At 60.7% G+C, this 17,062-nt stretch carries 13 protein-coding genes and 1 pseudogene; 3 read left to right on the top strand and 11 right to left on the bottom strand.

What is annotated here, in order from left to right; all coding sequences use genetic code 11:
• Positions 1-96: 96 nt before the first annotated feature.
• Both ACTG4B_RS06430 and ACTG4B_RS06425 read right to left on the bottom strand, forming a co-directional pair.
• Positions 97-549, bottom strand: a complete 453-nt coding sequence (locus tag ACTG4B_RS06430; protein WP_439154866.1) for an Lrp/AsnC family transcriptional regulator — start codon at positions 547-549, stop codon at positions 97-99.
• Positions 546-1,001: an Lrp/AsnC family transcriptional regulator gene (locus ACTG4B_RS06425; RefSeq protein ID WP_439154865.1), complete on the bottom strand. Its 456-nt coding sequence runs from the start codon at positions 999-1,001 to the stop codon at positions 546-548. Before ACTG4B_RS06425 ends, ACTG4B_RS06430 begins: the two co-directional genes overlap by 4 nt.
• Positions 1,002-1,127: 126 nt before the next feature.
• On the opposite strand from ACTG4B_RS06425, the pseudogene ilvC reads away from it, so the two are divergent.
• Positions 1,128-2,156: pseudogene (ilvC, locus tag ACTG4B_RS06420) on the top strand (ketol-acid reductoisomerase); the annotation flags it as partial.
• A gap of 84 nt (positions 2,157-2,240) precedes the next feature.
• On the top strand, positions 2,241-3,140 hold the full coding sequence (locus tag ACTG4B_RS06415; RefSeq protein WP_439154864.1) for a DMT family transporter: 900 nt from the start codon (positions 2,241-2,243) through the stop codon (positions 3,138-3,140).
• Here ACTG4B_RS06415 and glmM read toward each other — a convergent pair.
• The 8 genes from glmM to ACTG4B_RS06375 all read right to left on the bottom strand — a co-directional run bounded on the left by glmM (position 3,137) and on the right by ACTG4B_RS06375 (position 13,683).
• A complete protein-coding gene (glmM, locus tag ACTG4B_RS06410) occupies positions 3,137-4,480 on the bottom strand; it encodes a phosphoglucosamine mutase (RefSeq protein ID WP_439154863.1) in 1,344 nt (447 codons plus the stop codon). The two genes, ACTG4B_RS06415 and glmM, sit on opposite strands and share 4 nt — an antisense overlap.
• On the bottom strand, positions 4,477-5,487 hold the full coding sequence (gene folP / locus ACTG4B_RS06405; RefSeq protein ID WP_439154862.1) for a dihydropteroate synthase: 1,011 nt from the start codon (positions 5,485-5,487) through the stop codon (positions 4,477-4,479). Before folP ends, glmM begins: the two co-directional genes overlap by 4 nt.
• A complete protein-coding gene (locus tag ACTG4B_RS06400) occupies positions 5,484-6,404 on the bottom strand; it encodes a dihydroneopterin aldolase (protein ID WP_439154861.1) in 921 nt (306 codons plus the stop codon). The genes folP and ACTG4B_RS06400 overlap by 4 nt, the downstream gene beginning before the upstream one ends.
• 97 nt (positions 6,405-6,501) lie before the next feature.
• Entirely contained in the window at positions 6,502-7,170 is a 669-nt protein-coding gene (locus ACTG4B_RS06395; RefSeq protein WP_439154860.1) for a cell wall hydrolase, read from the bottom strand.
• A gap of 191 nt (positions 7,171-7,361) precedes the next feature.
• Positions 7,362-9,911: a putative PEP-binding protein gene (locus ACTG4B_RS06390; RefSeq protein ID WP_439154859.1), complete on the bottom strand. Its 2,550-nt coding sequence runs from the start codon at positions 9,909-9,911 to the stop codon at positions 7,362-7,364.
• A gap of 78 nt (positions 9,912-9,989) precedes the next feature.
• Positions 9,990-12,242, bottom strand: a complete 2,253-nt coding sequence (gene glyS / locus ACTG4B_RS06385; RefSeq protein WP_439154858.1) for a glycine--tRNA ligase subunit beta — start codon at positions 12,240-12,242, stop codon at positions 9,990-9,992.
• Positions 12,242-12,763 (bottom strand): DUF6446 family protein, encoded by a 522-nt coding sequence (locus ACTG4B_RS06380; RefSeq protein WP_439154857.1) that lies wholly within the window; start codon positions 12,761-12,763, stop codon positions 12,242-12,244. The genes glyS and ACTG4B_RS06380 overlap by 1 nt, the downstream gene beginning before the upstream one ends.
• Entirely contained in the window at positions 12,763-13,683 is a 921-nt protein-coding gene (locus ACTG4B_RS06375; RefSeq protein WP_439154856.1) for a glycine--tRNA ligase subunit alpha, read from the bottom strand. Before ACTG4B_RS06375 ends, ACTG4B_RS06380 begins: the two co-directional genes overlap by 1 nt.
• A 160-nt stretch (positions 13,684-13,843) precedes the next feature.
• On the opposite strand from ACTG4B_RS06375, the gene ACTG4B_RS06370 reads away from it, so the two are divergent.
• Positions 13,844-15,583 (top strand): serine protease, encoded by a 1,740-nt coding sequence (locus ACTG4B_RS06370; RefSeq protein ID WP_439154855.1) that lies wholly within the window; start codon positions 13,844-13,846, stop codon positions 15,581-15,583.
• Between the two features lie 4 nt (positions 15,584-15,587).
• On the opposite strand, the gene ACTG4B_RS06365 is transcribed toward ACTG4B_RS06370, so the two are convergent.
• Positions 15,588-17,036 carry a TrkH family potassium uptake protein gene (locus ACTG4B_RS06365; RefSeq protein WP_439154854.1) on the bottom strand — a complete coding sequence of 483 codons (1,449 nt, stop codon included), beginning with the start codon at positions 17,034-17,036 and terminating at the stop codon, positions 15,588-15,590.
• Between the last annotated feature and the right edge of the window lie 26 nt (positions 17,037-17,062).

Here is a 17,062-nt window from a genome sequence, read left to right as displayed (position 1 = left end):
TTGTTCCCTACCGAGGTAGGCAAGTTTTCGCCCCAGATCAAAGCCTATTTCGGCAAAGATTGCCAAGATTGCGGCATGCCATGTTTCCGATGGGCGTCAGAGCGGCCCCGGTCTGCGTTCTTCGGATAATAGCACATTGGCCTCGACGTTGCCGACCCCGGGCAATGTCATGATACGCCGGCGCAGAACACGCTCGAAATCGGCCAGATCGCGGGCAATCACGCGCAGTCGGTAATCATACAGCCCCAGCATGTGTTCCACGCGCTGCACTTCTGGGATGGCGCCGACGGCACGTTCGAAATCCTCCAGACTGATGCGGCCTTTTGTGGCCAGCTTGATCCCCAGAAACACCGTGACGCCGAACCCCAGCTTTTCCGCGTCCAGCAACAACCGCCGCCCTGCAATCACGCCCGCGTCTTGCATCCGGCGGATACGGCGCCATGTGGCGGGCTGGCTCAGCCCCAGTTTCTGGCCCAGTTGCGTGGTAGATTGATCCGCGTTCACCAGCAACGCCCGCAGGATCGCACGGTCCAGATCATCCAGCGTCATAGCGGCAACCGAACATCGGCCTTGACGCTGGCCACGGTCATCAGCGCCTCGATATCCGCGATATGCGGCAGTGTCAGCACATCTTCGCGATAGATACGCTGGTAATCGGCCAGATCGCGGGCAATCAGCGACAGGCGTACATCGACACGACCCAGAAATGTCTGGATCTCGATCACTTCTGGCACGGCACGGGCGGCGGCCAGAAATTCGTCAAAGGCGCGGGGCACGGTCTTGTCCAATGTAATGCGCAGGCTGACATCCACCGTGTATCCCAGCACGGCCCAGTCGATTACGATCTGACTTCCCTGCAATATCCCGCCCTCGCGCAGGCGATCCAGCCGCCGCGTCACCCGCGCAGGTGTCAGTCCGGCCGCTTCAGCCAGTTCCGGCACCCCCTGGGCGGGATCGGCCTGCAAAAGGCGCAACAAACGGCGATCAAGATCATCAAGCATGAAAATACTCTTAATTCTAAATTTTACGCATAACAATCTCCATCTTTTCGAAAATACTCGGAATAAGGCACTCACAATCCACTAAAACCTTCGCTAGAACATGCCAAAGCAACCAACCAAAGGACCGCCACCATGCGCGTTTATTACGATCGCGACTGCGATGTGAACCTGATCAAGGACAAGAAAGTCGCCATTCTGGGCTATGGCAGCCAGGGCCACGCCCACGCGCTGAACCTGCGCGACAGCGGCGCGAAAAACCTTGTCGTCGCCTTGCGCGAAGGCTCGCCCAGTCAAGCCAAGGCCGAAGGCGAAGGCCTGACCGTCATGGGCATCGCCGAGGCCGCCGCATGGTGCGACCTGATCATGTTCACGATGCCCGATGAATTGCAGGCAGAAACCTACAAGAAATACGTGCATGACAACCTGAAAGAAGGCGCAGCCATCGCATTCGCCCACGGTCTGAACGTGCATTTCGGCCTGATCGAGCCCAAGCCCGGCGTTGACGTCATCATGATGGCACCCAAGGGCCCCGGCCACACCGTGCGTGGCGAATACACCAAGGGCGGCGGCGTGCCATGCCTTGTCGCGGTCCACAACGACGCATCCGGCAAAGCGATGGAAATCGGTCTGTCCTATTGTTCCGCCATCGGTGGCGGGCGGTCCGGCATCATCGAAACCAACTTCCGCCAGGAATGTGAAACCGACCTCTTCGGTGAACAGGCCGTGCTTTGCGGTGGTCTGGTCGAGTTGATCCGCATGGGTTTCGAAACACTTGTCGAGGCCGGTTACGAGCCGGAAATGGCCTATTTCGAGTGCCTGCATGAAGTGAAGCTGATCGTGGACCTGATCTATGAAGGCGGCATCGCCAACATGAACTACTCGATCAGCAACACGGCAGAATATGGCGAATATGTCAGCGGTCCGCGTATCCTGCCGTATGAAGAGACCAAGAAGCGCATGAAAGACGTGCTGACGGACATCCAGACAGGCAAGTTCGTGCGTGACTTCATGCAGGAAAACGCAGTGGGCCAGCCATTCTTCAAGGCAACCCGCCGCATCAATGACGAACACCAGATCGAGCAGGTCGGTGAAAAGCTGCGCGGCATGATGCCATGGATTTCCGCCGGCAAAATGGTCGACAAGGCCAAGAACTGATCAAGACGCAGGAAGGGCCCGGCCCTACCTGACGCCAAGGGGCGCCCCGGTCCGGGGCGCCTTTTTCACGCATGGACCTGGAACATGACCGCACAACCGACCCTGTTCAACTGGCTGTCCATCCTCGCCTTGGGCCTGATCTGGGGTGGGACGTTCATGGTCGTGTCCATCGCATTACAAGGCTATGGCCCGCTGACAGTCGCCTGCGCGCGCACGACATTGGGTGCAGTGGCGCTGCTGGCCTTGATGAAGGCGCTGAAACGGCCCTTGCCGGTGTTTTCACCCATCGTCGTCAAATATCTGATGGTGATTGGCCTGCTGAACACTGCCGTGCCGTTTGCCTTGCTCAGCTGGGGGCAACAATATGTGCCCTCGGCGTTTGCCGGTATCTCTATGGCTGCATTACCGTTGTTCGTGCTACCGCTGGCACATGTATTCACCGATGAAAAACTCACTACCCGCAATGCGTTGGGTGTTAGTCTTGGGTTCGTGGGCGCTGCTGTGCTGATCGGGCCGGGCGTGCTGCGGATCGGCACCGGGATGGAACCCCTGGGCCAACTGGCCTGTATCGGCGCCGCGCTGTCATATGCGATTGCCAGCATCCTGACCCGGCGCTGCCCGCCGATGGATGCCATTGTGATGTCGGCACTGTTGTTGGGGGTGGGGACACTGGCGCTGATCCCCGCGATGCTGCTGGTCGAAGGCGTGCCCGCATGGGTAGATCCGCGCACCAGCCTTGCCATCCTGTTCCTTGGCTTTCTGCCCACGGCATTGGCCGCGCTGATCCGGGTGCAGACGATCCGCACCGCAGGATCGGTGTTCATGACGCTGGTCAATTATCAGGTGCCGCTGTGGTCGGTGCTGTTTGGCGTTCTGATCCTGAACGAGGTGCTGCCTCTGCGGTTTTTCGCGGCCCTTGGCCTGATCCTGACCGGGCTTGCGGTCAGCCAGTCGCGCAATATGATCCGCCTGTTTCGCGCCTAGACCGCCGCCTCTACTTCGGCCACGATCCCGTTCACGACCTGCGCCAGCAGGGCGTCATCCTCGCATTCCGCCATGACACGGATCAGGGGCTCTGTCCCCGACTTGCGGATCAGCAGACGGCCCTTGCCCACCAACAGCGTCTCGGCTTCGGTGATCGACCGGCGCACGGCATCAGCGCCCAGCGGGTCTTGCCCCGCGGCAAAGCGCACATTTTTTAGCATCTGCGGCACGGTTTCGAACTGTTGCCGCAAGGCGCTGGCAGGCTGGCCGGTGTCGATCATCGCGGCCAGAAACTGAAGCCCCGCAAGCAACCCGTCACCGGTGGTGGCATAATCGGTCATCACGATATGGCCCGATTGTTCACCCCCCAGATTCCAGCCGTGCGCACGCATCGCCTCGACCACGTAGCGGTCACCGACCGCGGTGCGTTCCAACTGCAGGCCCCGGCCCTGCAAGTACCGTTCCAGCCCCAAATTCGACATGACGGTCGCCACAAGCGTGCCGTGGTTCAGTCGGCCGATATCAGCCCAGCGGCCCGCCATCAGCGCCATGATCTGATCACCATCGGCCACAGCGCCCGTTTCATCCAGGATCATAACACGGTCGGCATCACCATCCAGGCAGATGCCCACATCGGCGCCTGTCTCGCGGATCGTCCGTGCCGCCAGCGCGATATCTGTCGACCCGCAGCCATCATTGATGTTCAACCCGTTGGGTTTCACCCCCACCGGAATCACGGTCGCACCCAGTTCCCACAACACTTCGGGTGCCACCCGGTGCGCAGCCCCGTTGGCGCAGTCAATCACCACCTTCAACCCGTCCAGCCGCATCCCCGCCGGGAACGTCGCCTTGATCCGTTCGGCATAGCGAAAGCGGCCATCGTCAACGCGCTTGGCGCGCCCGATGTTCTCGGCCTGTGCCGGTTGCACGCCTGCGGCGACCAGCGCCTCGATCTCGGCCTCGACGGCGTCGGACAGTTTGAACCCGTCGGGGCCAAAAAACTTGATCCCGTTGTCGTGGTGCGGGTTGTGGCTGGCTGAAATCATGATCCCCATGTCGGCGCGCATGGATGTGGTCAGCAGACCCACCGCAGGCGTCGGCACAGGCCCCAGCAGCAACACGTTCATCCCAGTGCTGGTCAGACCGGCCGTCAATGCGTTTTCAAACATATAGCCCGAAAGGCGCGTATCCTTGCCAATCACCACGCGGTGCCCGTTCGATCCGTCATTGCGGAAATAGCGCCCGGCCGCAGCCCCGATGCGCAGCGCCATATCCGCAGTCATCGGATGTGTATTCGCCTTGCCGCGCACCCCGTCGGTGCCAAATAGCGTGCGTGTCATTGTGTCATCGTCCCGTTGATCGCCATTTCAAGCTCAATCGCCTGACGTGTTTCAAAGGTATCGTGGACGCGCAGAATTTGCACCCCCTGCCGGACACCATGTAACGCCACGGCCACCGATCCCGGCATCCGCCCCGCCGCGGCCTCGGCCCCGCCGATCGTGCCAATGAACCGCTTGCGCGAGGCCCCCAGCAGGATCGGGCAGCCAAGGCTGTGGAACAGCGACAACCCGCGCAGCAGCGTCAGGTTATGCGCCAGTGTCTTGCCAAAGCCGATGCCGGGGTCAACGACGATCTGTTCGCGCGCAATACCCGCAGCCTCTGCCGCAGCAATGCGCGCGGCCAGAAAATCGTAGACATCCAGCAACACGTCATCATATTTGGGGTTCTGTTGCATCGTCGCCGGATCGCCCTGCGCATGCATCAGGCAGACGGGCAGACCGGCCTGCGCTGTGACAACCGCAAGGGTCGGATCATAGCCAAGGGCGGCCACATCATTGACCAACCCTGCACCGGCGGCGATGGCCGCCTGTGCGACCGGCGCTTTGCGCGTGTCGATGGAAATTGCCACATCCGACTGCGCCCGGATCGCCGCGATCACAGGTGCAGTGCGGTTGATTTCCTCTGATACCGATACATCGGCTGCACCGGGGCGCGTGCTTTCACCGCCAATGTCGATGATATCCGTCCCGGCGGCCTGCATCGCCTGCGCATGCGCTAGTGCCGCAGCAGGATCATCGAACAGTCCGCCATCGGAAAAGCTGTCAGGTGTCACGTTCAAAATGCCCATGATGCGCGGTGCATCCATGCCCATCCCCGCAATCTCGGGGCGGGGGCGTGCGAGGTTTTCAAAGATCGCGCGTGGCAGATCAGAGGCCGTGGCAATACGCGGTTTGGCATCACGCGTGTGGACCGCGACCTGCGAAAACCAGCACCAGCCCCCGGCAAGCGTGACCGCATCCGCAGGGCGGTCAGGGCTGCATTGGACCAACGGGCGATAATAGCTCATCCCAGATCGGACGTGGTTACATCGACACAGCGCACCGGAACATCGGTTTCGGGTGCATCTGCACCGATCACAAGCATTTCCTGTGCCTGCATTTCGGCCGCAAACCACGCCACCAGCGCCAGCGCGTCACGCGGACCGGCCGAAGGGCCATCCACCGCGTCCAGCACGATTTTCGACGGGGCCCAGATACAGATCTGGCCGTTTTTCATTGCCCAGTCCAGTTCGGTGCGGGTGCCGACGACCATGCAGCGCGGATCGCGGGCGGCCAAAGTCCAGGCATTCTGTTCAATGGCCAGCAAATCGATCCGGCGCTGTGCCAGCGCATTGGCCGCCTGTGGGGCGGGCCGGTCGTCAGCGCCCACACAGAAAATCAAGGAAAGATCGCTTTGCGCAAGCTGGTCGATCCATCCGGTCAAATACGCGGATTTTATGGCTGCGTTCGACAGAAAGACAACACGCGGATGCGGGGTCTCGACATGGGTCTGGCCTGCGGGCGCAGACCCGTCACGCGCTCGCACGATTTCCACGCCCAGGGAAAACGGGCCACGGTCAAGTTTCTCGATACGCACGAAAACACGTTCCGCCTGTGGTTCAAGCAATATCCGTTCGGCCACACGGGCCGCCAGCGTTTCCAACAGATTGATCCGCTCTGCCTCAAGCTCGGCCCCGATCGCCTCGGTGACGCGGTCATAGGACAGGATGCGGTCCACATCGTCATCAATCGGGCCGGTCAGCGGCGACACCTCGACCACCACGTTAAAGCGGACCCGTTGCAGCGTGCCGCGTTCTTGCTGGAATGCGCCGATTTCCACCGCAACAACGTAATCGCGCAGCGAAATCCGGTCACAGGGTGTCTTGCTGCTGGCCTCTGCCCTTTCACTGGGATGGGCAAAGGCAAGGCGAATATCATCAGTCATACGCAGGTCCGGTCAGAAACGTCCATGCCAGCGGGATACTAGCCCCGCCTGACAGGGGCAAGCGCCCAGCGCGACGCATTCGCGCTGTCACCGACGCCTAGTTTGACGCCGTGCGGGTCGGTTGACGATAGAAATAGTGCGACCCGATCGCAGCGGTGCGCGGAAACCGTTTCGCCCAGGAAGGGCTGACAGCGCGGGTGTGATAATGTGTCGCCCCGTCTGTCAGTGCACGCGGCGCACCATCAAGCAGGATACGGGCAACCTTGCCCACATTTTCCCACGCGGCCGGTTCATTGATCACCTCGGCCCGTCCATCGCATGTATAGGTGAACTGGCAGGCATAGCGGCGGCCGGTGCCCTGGTTGATCACATCACAAAGCGTATCGGGATACGAACTACTGTCCACCCGGTTCAAAATGACCTCGCCCACCGCGAACATGCCGCGGACACTTTCACCGCGCGCTTCGAAATAAAGCGCCTCGGCCAGGCATTCCCACTGCGCGCCGCCATCAGCCGCAGGCCGCGATGCCAGAAAACCGGCATCATAGATCACGCCACTTTGTGTCTGCACGCCGCGTTCACCAGCCGAAGGCAACCGTGTCAGCAGGGTCATGCGGCTGTCAGGCACAACAGAAAGCGCCTGACGTTCCTGTCCAAGCAATGCCCCCAAACGGCTTGCCAACAGCTCTTCAGCACTTGCGGCTGACATCGAGAAAGATAATATCGCAGCAGCGAAGATGGCGAATATCGCCTTGATGATCGTCATTTCAGGTCCCACCCAGATACCACGCGGCGTAGCCCCGCGCAGGCGTCGGTGTCTTTAGGGGAAAGAAACGCCTGCGTCCACCCTTGGGCGGGTACTGTCGCCAAAGCGGCAACACATGGCCTATTCCGGCGGGGATTAATGCGCCGTATGTCGCAAACTGTATCTTATGCGCAACGATACGGCGGGTAGTTTCAGGTTTTCATTCTGTCACGCAATGCCGATTGGGCGGCGGTCAGGCGGGCAACCGGCACGCGAAACGGCGAACATGAGACGTAATCGAATCCATGCGCACGACAGAATTCAATCGCCACACGACTGCCTGCATGTTCGCCACAAATCGACAAAACGACATCGGACCGGCCGCGCCTGCCACGCTCTGCTCCGATCGCGATCAGTTCGCCGACGCCCTCGATATCAAGCGTGTGAAACGGGTCTTCGACATAGACACCCTGCTGCACGTAGGCCGACATGAACCGGCCCGCATCGTCGCGTGACAAGCCATATGTCATCTGCGTCAGGTCGTTTGTGCCAAACGACAGAAATTCAGCATATTCAGCGATATCCTGCGCGCGCAGTGCCGCACGCGGTGTCTCGACCATGACACCCAGATGGTAATCCAGCTTTGTCTTGGTCTTGGACCGCACCGCATTCGCGACGGCATCGATACGCCCCTTGACCAGTTCGACCTCGCGCATGGCGCTGACCAGCGGGATCATGATCTCGACTGCGATGTCGGTGCCGGCATTGCCCACGGCGGCCATCGCCTCAAAAATCGCCTGCGCCTGCATGTCATAGATTTCGGGGATCGCGATACCAAGCCGCACACCGCGCATCCCCAGCATCGGGTTATATTCGCTAAGTGCGTCGACCCGTTCGGTCACATCCGCCACTGGCAGGGCAAGCTGTTCGGCCAGATCGCGCAGGCCCTGTTTGTCGGACGGCAGGAATTCATGCAGCGGCGGGTCGAACAAGCGCACGCAAACCGATTTACCCGCCATGATCCCGAACAGCGCCTGAAAATCGGCCCGCTGCATCGGCAGCAGGCGGTCCAGCACCGCGCGGCGGTCATCGCTGCTCTCTGCAAAGATCATCTCGCGCATGACCCCCAGCCGGTCGCCTTCAAAGAACATGTGTTCAGTCCGGCACAGCCCGATACCTTCGGCGGCGAAATTGCGGGCGGTCTGCGCATCGGCGGGGGTGTCGGCGTTGGCCCGCACCCCGATGTCGCGAAATTCATCAGCCCAGTCCAGCAGCGTCTTGAAGGCACCATCCAATGCGGCCTCCAGCATCGGTGGCTCGCCGACAATCACCTGACCGGTTGTGCCATCCACCGTGATCACGTCACCGGCGGCGAATTTGCGGCCGTCCGGCGCAATGATCAGACCGCGTTTGCGATCAATCGCCAGTTCAGATGCCCCCACGACGCACGGCACGCCCAAGCCCCGCCCGATCACTGCGGCATGGCTGGTCACACCGCCGCGCATCGTCAGCACGGCCTGCGCGGCATGCATCCCGCGAATATCCTCTGGCGTGGTTTCGCGGCGCACCAGCACGCAGGGTTCGCCCCGCGCGGCACTTGCCTGCGCCTCGGCGGCGGTCAGCACGATCCGGCCTGCGGCGGCACCGGGGCTGGCGGCGATGCCGCGCACGATCAGGTCGCGTTTCGCGGTCGGGTCCACCTGCCGGTGTAGCAGTTCCGACAGCGCGGCAGGTTCCACCCGCATCAGCGCCTCTTCACGCGGGATGATCCGGTCCTCGGCCAGGGCCACGGCGATCCGCACCGACGCGCGCGAATTGCGCTGCACGCGCACCGCATCCAGAATGTGCAACTGCCCGTCTTCAATGGTAAATTCGACCTGCATTTCTTCGCGCAGCTTGCGGCGGCACAGGTCGCCATAGGCGACCAGTTGCGCGAATGTATCGGGGCAATGTTCCTCGAGCGAAGGGCCACGGTCGTCGCGCGTCAGGTAAATCGCACCCTCCACGTCGCCCAGTGCCTCGCGGCCTTGGCTTTGGCCCAGATAGCGGCCCTTGATCCGGCGCTGACCTGTCGTGCTGTCCACATACTGAATCACGCCGGACCCACATTCGCCCTGCCCCACGCCCAGCGCCATCGCTTGCACCACAAGGCCCAGCCCCGCGTCTGCCGGCGCGCCCTTGGCCTGCCGCAACAACCGGGCGGTTGTGCCTTCCCATGCACGCGCCATGGATCGCAGCACCTCGGCCAGTTGCACGGCGGGGTCATCGGGAAAGGGCTCGTCGGTTTCAAATTCATAGGCGGCCAGCATCGCGCGCAGGCTGTCTTCTGTGGCGACGGCGGGCAGGTCGAATTCATCGGGGTCCAGCCGCGCGACATGCACCGCGTAGGATTGCACGAACCGCAGATAAAGCGCTGTTGCGGCCCGCGCCCCGACCGTTTTCGCCATCTCTGCATGGCATTCGGCGTTCATGCCGATATTCAGGATAGCCCCCGGGCCGCCCCAGTCGGGGTCAAGGCTTGACGGGCGCACCGACAGCAGCGGCTGATCGCCAAAGGGCGCCATCAGATCGACCATATCAGGCATCCGGCCCAGCGCAATCTCGCGCACCGCATCGAACGACAGCGCCACCGTGACCGGCACCGGCATATCCAGCCGGATCAGCCGTTGCAGGCATTTCGCACGTCCACCATGCACGTCCGCCGACATCGCCGCGGTGGGGGTGATCAGCGTCAACTGTTTGTATGTGGCCTGTTGCTGCACTGCGGCATCATCCTGTTGTTCAGGTGCAGCATAGAAGAGGAAGCATTACCACGTAAAGCGAAGGTAACAGTTTTTCTGTCACCCTTCGATTTTTGTCAGATCAGCGACGGACAGGCAGATTTTCCGGATGCGCGACAAGAGGTTAAGCCGGTTGCGGCGCAAAATCTGGCTGTCGGCGTTCACTTGCACATCGGTGAAAAATTGGTCAATTGGCCCGCGCAGTGCCGCCATAGCGGTCATCGCGGTGCTGAAATCCTGTGCAGCCATGGCAGGTGCTATCTTTGCATCCGCAGCATCCAGCGCGTCGAACAGGGCGATTTCGGCCGGATCTTCGGCGAATTTGCGGTCGGCGCCGAATGAATATTCAACGCCATCCTTTTCCTCGGCCTGTGTCAGGATGTTGTTGGCGCGCTTGAACCCCTGCAACAGGTTTTCCCCGTCATCGGTGGCGAGTGTTGCGGCCAGCGCCTCGGCGCGTTTGACCAGAAGGGTCAGGTCGTCATTGCCCGGCATGGCGATACAAGCGTCGATGATGTCGTGACGGATGCCTTTGTCCTTGAGGAAGACCTTGAGGCGGTCGTGGAAGAAGGCGAGGAGATTGAAGTAGTATGGTAGCATGGTCTTTGCGACGCGCTCATCGACATCAGTCTCACTTAACTGAGCTAAGCTGTCTGTAGATAGTTTCTTACGGTGCGATTCAATTTTCAGCCGCTCGACATCAAACGGACTAATACCAAGTTTTCCTGCTGCGTCGGCAATTTTCATGCGAGCCTCAAGGCTCAACTGCCGGTAAAAGCGATGATAATGGTCGATCAAACTAAGCGCGATTATTGGCGCCAACGAAAAACTACCATTTTCCAACACCAACCGAATAACCCCCAACGCCGCTCTGCGCAGCGCAAATGGGTCCTTGCTCCCGGTCGGTTTCTCGTCAATCGCCCAGAACCCGCACAATGTGTCGATCTTATCGGCCAGCGCCACGGCCACCGACACCGGCGCTGTCGGCACATCATCAGACGGTCCCAACGGGGAATAATGGTCCTGACAGGCTTCTGGCACGCCGTCGTCATGGCCCGCCGCCTGCGCGTAATACCGCCCCATCAGCCCCTGCAATTCGGGGAATTCGCCGACCATTTCTGATTGCAGATCAGCCTTGGCGATCCGTGCGGCCTCGGCTGCCAGATCGGGCTTGGCCCCCACATGCGGGGCGATTTCGCGCGCCAGTGCCTCGATCCGTTCCACACGGTCGGCCTGCGACCCCAGCTTGTTGTGGAAGGTCACATCGGTCAGCCCCGCGCCCATGCCCTCCAACCCCACAGTATTCACCGTGCGCAGATCGTTTTCCCAAAAGAATTTCGCGTCCGACAGCCGTGCCGCCAGCACCTTTTGGTTGCCCGCAAGGATGGTCGCGCCATTGTCCGTCGTTTCCATGTTCGCCACGGTGACAAAGCGTTCGATACGCCCTGTCTTGGGGTTGCGCACGGAAAAGAACTTTTGATGTTCCTTCATTGATGTTTGCAGCACTTCTGGCGGCAGGCCCAGAAAAGCATCATCGATCTGCCCCAGCAGAACGACCGGCCATTCCACCAGCCCCGCCACCTCGGCCAGCAGGCCTTTGTCCTCGACCACTTCCAGCCCCATGGCGAATGCCTGATGGGTCGCGTCGTGCCAGATCGCCTGCGCCCGTTCATCGGGGCGCAGCACGACATGCGCGCGTTTCAGCTTGGCTTCATAATCCTCGAATCCGGTGACGGTAAAGGCATCAGGGGCAAGAAAACGGTGCCCGCGCGTGGTATTACCAGCGGTGATCCCGTCCAGCGTCAGCGGCACAATTTCGGTGCCGTCGTCATTTGATAAAATGCACAGGATCGAATGCAGCGGCCGCACCCAGCGCAGGCTGCCATCACCCCACCGCATGGATTTCGGCCATGGGAAATTACGGATCGTCTTTTCCAGCACTTCGGCAATGATATCAGCAGCCTGACGGCCCGGGTTCTCGATCACTGCGAAATAGACCTGACCCTTTTTATCGTCGCGCACTTCCAGTGCGGCAGGGTCCACCCCTGCCCCGCGCGCGAAACCTTCCACTGCCTTTTCCGGCGCGCCAACCTTGGGGCCCTTGCGTTCTTCGCGGGTGGCGCGGCTTTCGCCTGTCAGCCCCTCGACCGACAGCGCCAGACGGCGCGGTGTCGAAAAGGCCGCAGCGCCCGCGTAGGTCAGCCCGGCCTCTACCAGACCATCGGTCACCAGCTTTTTCAGGTCTTCCGCCGCGCGGGATTGCATGCGCGCCGGGATTTCCTCGGAAAAGAGTTCAATCAGAAGATCAGGCATCAGTTCAGGCTTTCGGGTACGGGTGGACAGGTGTCGGGAACCGGGTCACCGTCAAAGACGACTTCGCCGCAGGCGTTGATCTGGTGCCAGGCGTAACCCCGGCCATCGGGATAGATCGCGACGATGCGGTCGATGCCATAGGTGATGTTCTCGGTGCCGAGAAAGGCAATCGCTTCACCTTGCAGATCGGCACCGATCTGTTCGGCGTCAAAGCAATCGAACCAGCCGGGTGCGACCAGCGGTTCGGCATTTTCGGCGATAACATAGGTTTCGCTCAGCGTCGCCTGCGACAACGGCGTGGTGAAACAGGCGCGATAGCGGATCGGGCTGCTGTCGGAATCGATTCCTGTAAAATCGTCGAACGGTATGGGTTCAGGCGCGCCAGCGGTGACAGAGGTCAGTTGCACCTGATCGGGCCCAGGCTGCACATTGTCGTAGTAAGCATAGACCTGTAGGTAATAAAGCGCGATCCCCGCGACCAGTGCCATGACCAGAATTCCCACGATTGCGATACGGCCCATCAGGCAGCGACCCCTGCCGCATTGGTTTGGACAAAGGCATCGGCACATGCCTTGGCCAGTGTGCGCACCCGTCCGATATAGGCCTGCCGTTCGGTCACGGAAATCACACCGCGTGCGTCCAGCAGGTTGAACAGATGGCTGGCCTTGATGCACTGGTCATAGGCGGGATGCGCCATGATGATCCGCTTGCCGGTCTTGGGGTCGTCATGCGGGGCGTCAAGAATACGCTGGCATTCCGCCTCGGCGTCCTTGAAATGTTGCAGCAGCGTGTCGGTATCGGCCACGTCGAAGTTCCAACGGGCGTATTCTTCCTCGGTTTGTCTGAATACATCGCCGTATTTCAGCGCAATTTGCGCGTCAGGGTCGTTGAATGGCATGTCCATCACATGATCGACGCCCAGGACATACATCGCCAGACGCTCCAGCCCATATGTCAGCTCGCCCGATACCGGGTGGCAGTCATGGCCGCCGACCTGCTGGAAATAGGTGAACTGCGACACTTCCATCCCGTCGCACCACACTTCCCAGCCCAGTCCCCAGGCCCCCAGCGTGGGGCTTTCCCAGTCGTCTTCGACAAAGCGGATGTCGTGCATGGTGGCGTCGATGCCGATGGCGGCAAGCGAACCAAGGTAAAGATCCTGCATATCAGGCGGGCTGGGTTTGATCAGCACCTGATATTGGTAATAATGCTGCAACCGGTTGGGGTTTTCGCCATAACGCCCGTCGGTGGGACGGCGCGAGGGCTGCACATAGGCCGCAGCCCAGGGTTTTGATCCCAGCGCGCGCAGGGTCGTGGCAGGGTGAAAGGTGCCCGCACCCACTTCCATGTCATAGGGTTGCAGGATGGCACAGCCTTTCGCCGCCCAGTAGTTTTGCAACCGCAGAATGATCTCTTGAAAACTGCGTGGTTTTTCGGCCATCTTAACCCTCGTCTGCTTTGACGGGTTCAATAGGGTGCAGCGCGCCGAGGGTCAATCAGGCAACGCCCGACACCAAGTGGCGAAAACCGGCGGATTGTCCGCCACATTTCATTGCGCCGTACCTGTTGCGGGGCAAATCATGCAGAATTCTGGGGTATCCATGATCAGGTCACTCACCGCACTATTCCTTTTTGTCGCGCTGACCGTTCCCGCCGCAGCACAAGACCGGTTCTGGATTCAGATCGAGGCGCGCCAGACGTTGACAGGGGCCCAGGACAGCGCACGCACCTATGCCGCGCAGTTGGACGGGGTGCATGGTTTTTATCTGGGTGACGGGTTTTATGGCATTGTCATCGGCCCGTTCGATGCACCGCAGGCCCAGGCCACGCTTGCGCAGCTGCTGGACCGTGGGGCCGTGCCCGCCGACAGTTTCGTAAAAAGCGGCCAGTTTTTCAGACAACAGTTCTGGCCAGTGGGCGGCGGACAAGCCACCACGCCCCCTACTGGCGATCCGATCATCGCGGCCCCACCGGTCACCCCTGCGGACCTGCCCAGGGATCCCACGCCAGAAACCGCCGAAACGCCACAACAGGCCCGCGCAGCCGAGGGCGCCTTGTCAGGAGAAGCGCGCGCGGAACTTCAGCGCGCCTTGAAATGGGCCGGATTTTACCAGGCGGCGATCGACGGTGTCTTTGGCCGTGGCACACGCGCTGCGATGCAGGCCTGGCAGCGGGCGAACGGGCTGGAACCGACGGGCGTCCTGACATCGCGACAACGCGACAGGCTATTGCAGGATTACAACAGCATCCTGGAAGGAATGAATTTGCGGCTGGTCCGCGACACGGCGTCGGGCATTCAGATGCTGATTCCGACTGATGTCGTTGCGTTTACCGAATACCAACCGCCCTTTGTCCATTTTGAAGCAAGTGGCGACATCGCGCAGGCCAAGGTGATGTTCATCTCTCAGGCGGGCGATATGGGCAAGTTGACCGGATTATACGAAGTCCTGCAAATACTCGATCTCGTGCCCCCGGACGGAGCGCGCGGCCTGACGCCTGACAGCTTTGAAATCGAGGGAATTGGAAATGGCATCCATTCATATGCCACCGCTACCTTGCAGGACGGCGCGATCAAGGGTTTCATGCTGGTCTGGCCCGATGGTGACAACGCCAGGCGCAAGCGTGTTCTCGATGAAATGCGCGCCAGCTTTGAACGGTTGGATGGTGTGCTTGACCCCATGATTGTGCCCGCACCCGCAGACCAGACCGTTGACATGGTCGCCGGATTGTCCGTGCGCCAGCCGCAGCTATCGCGGTCCGGCTTTTATGTCACAAACGATGGTGCAGTGATCACCACGCCAGAGGCGGTTCAGAATTGCGCGCGGATCACCATTGATCGCGAACATGAGGCAACGGTCAGCTTTACGGATGACGCTTTGGGCATCGCGCTTTTACGCCCGACCGAGGCCCTTGCACCACTTGGCGTTGCCACATTTCAGACAGGCCTGCCCCGTCTACAAGACCGGATTGCCGTGGCGGGCTATCCGTTCAACGGGGCACTTGGCGCACCGACGCTGACCTTTGGGCAGGTGGTCGATATCCGCGGGCTGACAGGCGATGCGCGGTTCAGCCGCCTTGCCATTCTGCCCCAAGGCAGTGACGCAGGCGGTCCTGTGTTTTCCGAAGGCGGCACCGTCTTGGGCATGTTGCTGCCACGCGCAGAGGGCGCTGCCCGCATCTTGCCAGCAGAGGTGAATTTCGCAATTGACGCTGATCAGATTGTGACGGCATTGCAGACACAGGGCATCGAGGCGCAGCGCAGCACGCCTGCGGCAGCTATCTCGCCCGTGGCACTTACCCGTCAGGCCGCTGACGTCGCTGTTCTGATCAGCTGCTGGTAAAGTATCAGCCGCGCCAGAATTTCAACGAAACAACGGTCAGCACGACCATGACTTCCAACCGTCCCACGAACATAGCCATCGCCAAAATCCATTTGGCGGTGTCGTTAATCGTTACGAAATTCCCCGCCGGACCAATCTGCGGACCCAGCCCCGGACCGATATTGCCGATCGCCGTCGCAGCCCCGGACACCGATGTGATGAAATCCAGCCCCGTCATCCCCAGCAGAACAGCCGTGCCACCCAGTGACAACAGGAAAGCCACGAAAAACGCCATGACAGAGTTCAGCACATCCTCGCTGACGGGGCGACCGTCATAGCGCGGGGTGAAGATTCCATGGGGCGAATGAATTTGCCGAATCTGGCTTTTGATCGAGGCGAACAGCAACTGATAGCGAAAGATCTTGACCGAACAAGCGGTCGATCCGGCGCAGCCCCCGATCAGTCCGATGAAGAAAAACATCATAACGGGAAATGTGCCCCAAGTCATATAATCGGCGCTGGCGTACCCGGTCCCGGAAATGATCGACGTCACATTGAACAGGGCCTCGCGAAAGGCAATTTCGGTCATCACCCCTTCGCGGCCCCAGAGCCACGCCGTGATCAGCATCACGCAAAAACCGATGACGATGAAAAACCCATGCACCTGCGTGTCGCGCCACAACGGCCGTGCAGTGCCCGCAAGCAATTGCACATAGCGGACAAACGGCAAGGCCGCGAGCACCATGAAGACCACCGCGACGTAATGCGCCCCTGCCCCATACCCTTGAAACGAACTGTCGTAATTGGCCATGCCGCCGGTCGAAACCGTGGTCAGCGCATGTACGAACGCATCGAATGGCAACATGCCCGTGGCGCTATAGGCCAATCCGCAGGCGACGGTCAGCGCCACGTAAATCACGGCGATACTGCTGGCGATCTGCCCGGCCCGCGGCAGGATCTTGCCCATGGTGTCAAAGGCCTCTGACCGGAAAATCTGCATCCCGCCGACGCGCAATTCAGGCAGAAAGACCATCGCCACCACAATGATCCCGACGCCGCCCAGCCATTGCAGGATACCACGCCAAAGGCGCAAACCTTCGGGCAACTGATCGAGATTTTCAAATGTCGTGGACCCGGTGGTTGTCAGCGCCGACATCGATTCGAAAAATGCGTTGGTGAAACTGGACTGTGGCGCCCCCAGCATAAAGGGCAGCGCCGCAAAGATCGGCAATGTCAGCCACACCAGCGAGGTCAACAGAAAGGTCTGGCGCAACGACAACCCGGCGCTGACCCCGTTCACACAAGCCAGCGCCACCAATCCGCCCGTCAGCATGGTGATCACGCCCGCTTGGAAAAAGACGAACCAATGCCCGTTTCCGGCCAGCAGGTCGGCCATCAGCGGGGCAAGCATGGTCAATCCAAGCGTTGCCACAACCAGACCGATGACATATCCCACGGGGCGTAAATCAAACATGGCGCAGCGTTGGCTTGGCGGACCGC

Origin of the sequence: Yoonia sp. (assembly GCF_965660735.1) — a bacterium.
GTDB lineage: Bacteria > Pseudomonadota > Alphaproteobacteria > Rhodobacterales > Rhodobacteraceae > Yoonia.
This window is presented reverse-complemented; position numbering and strand designations above follow the sequence as displayed.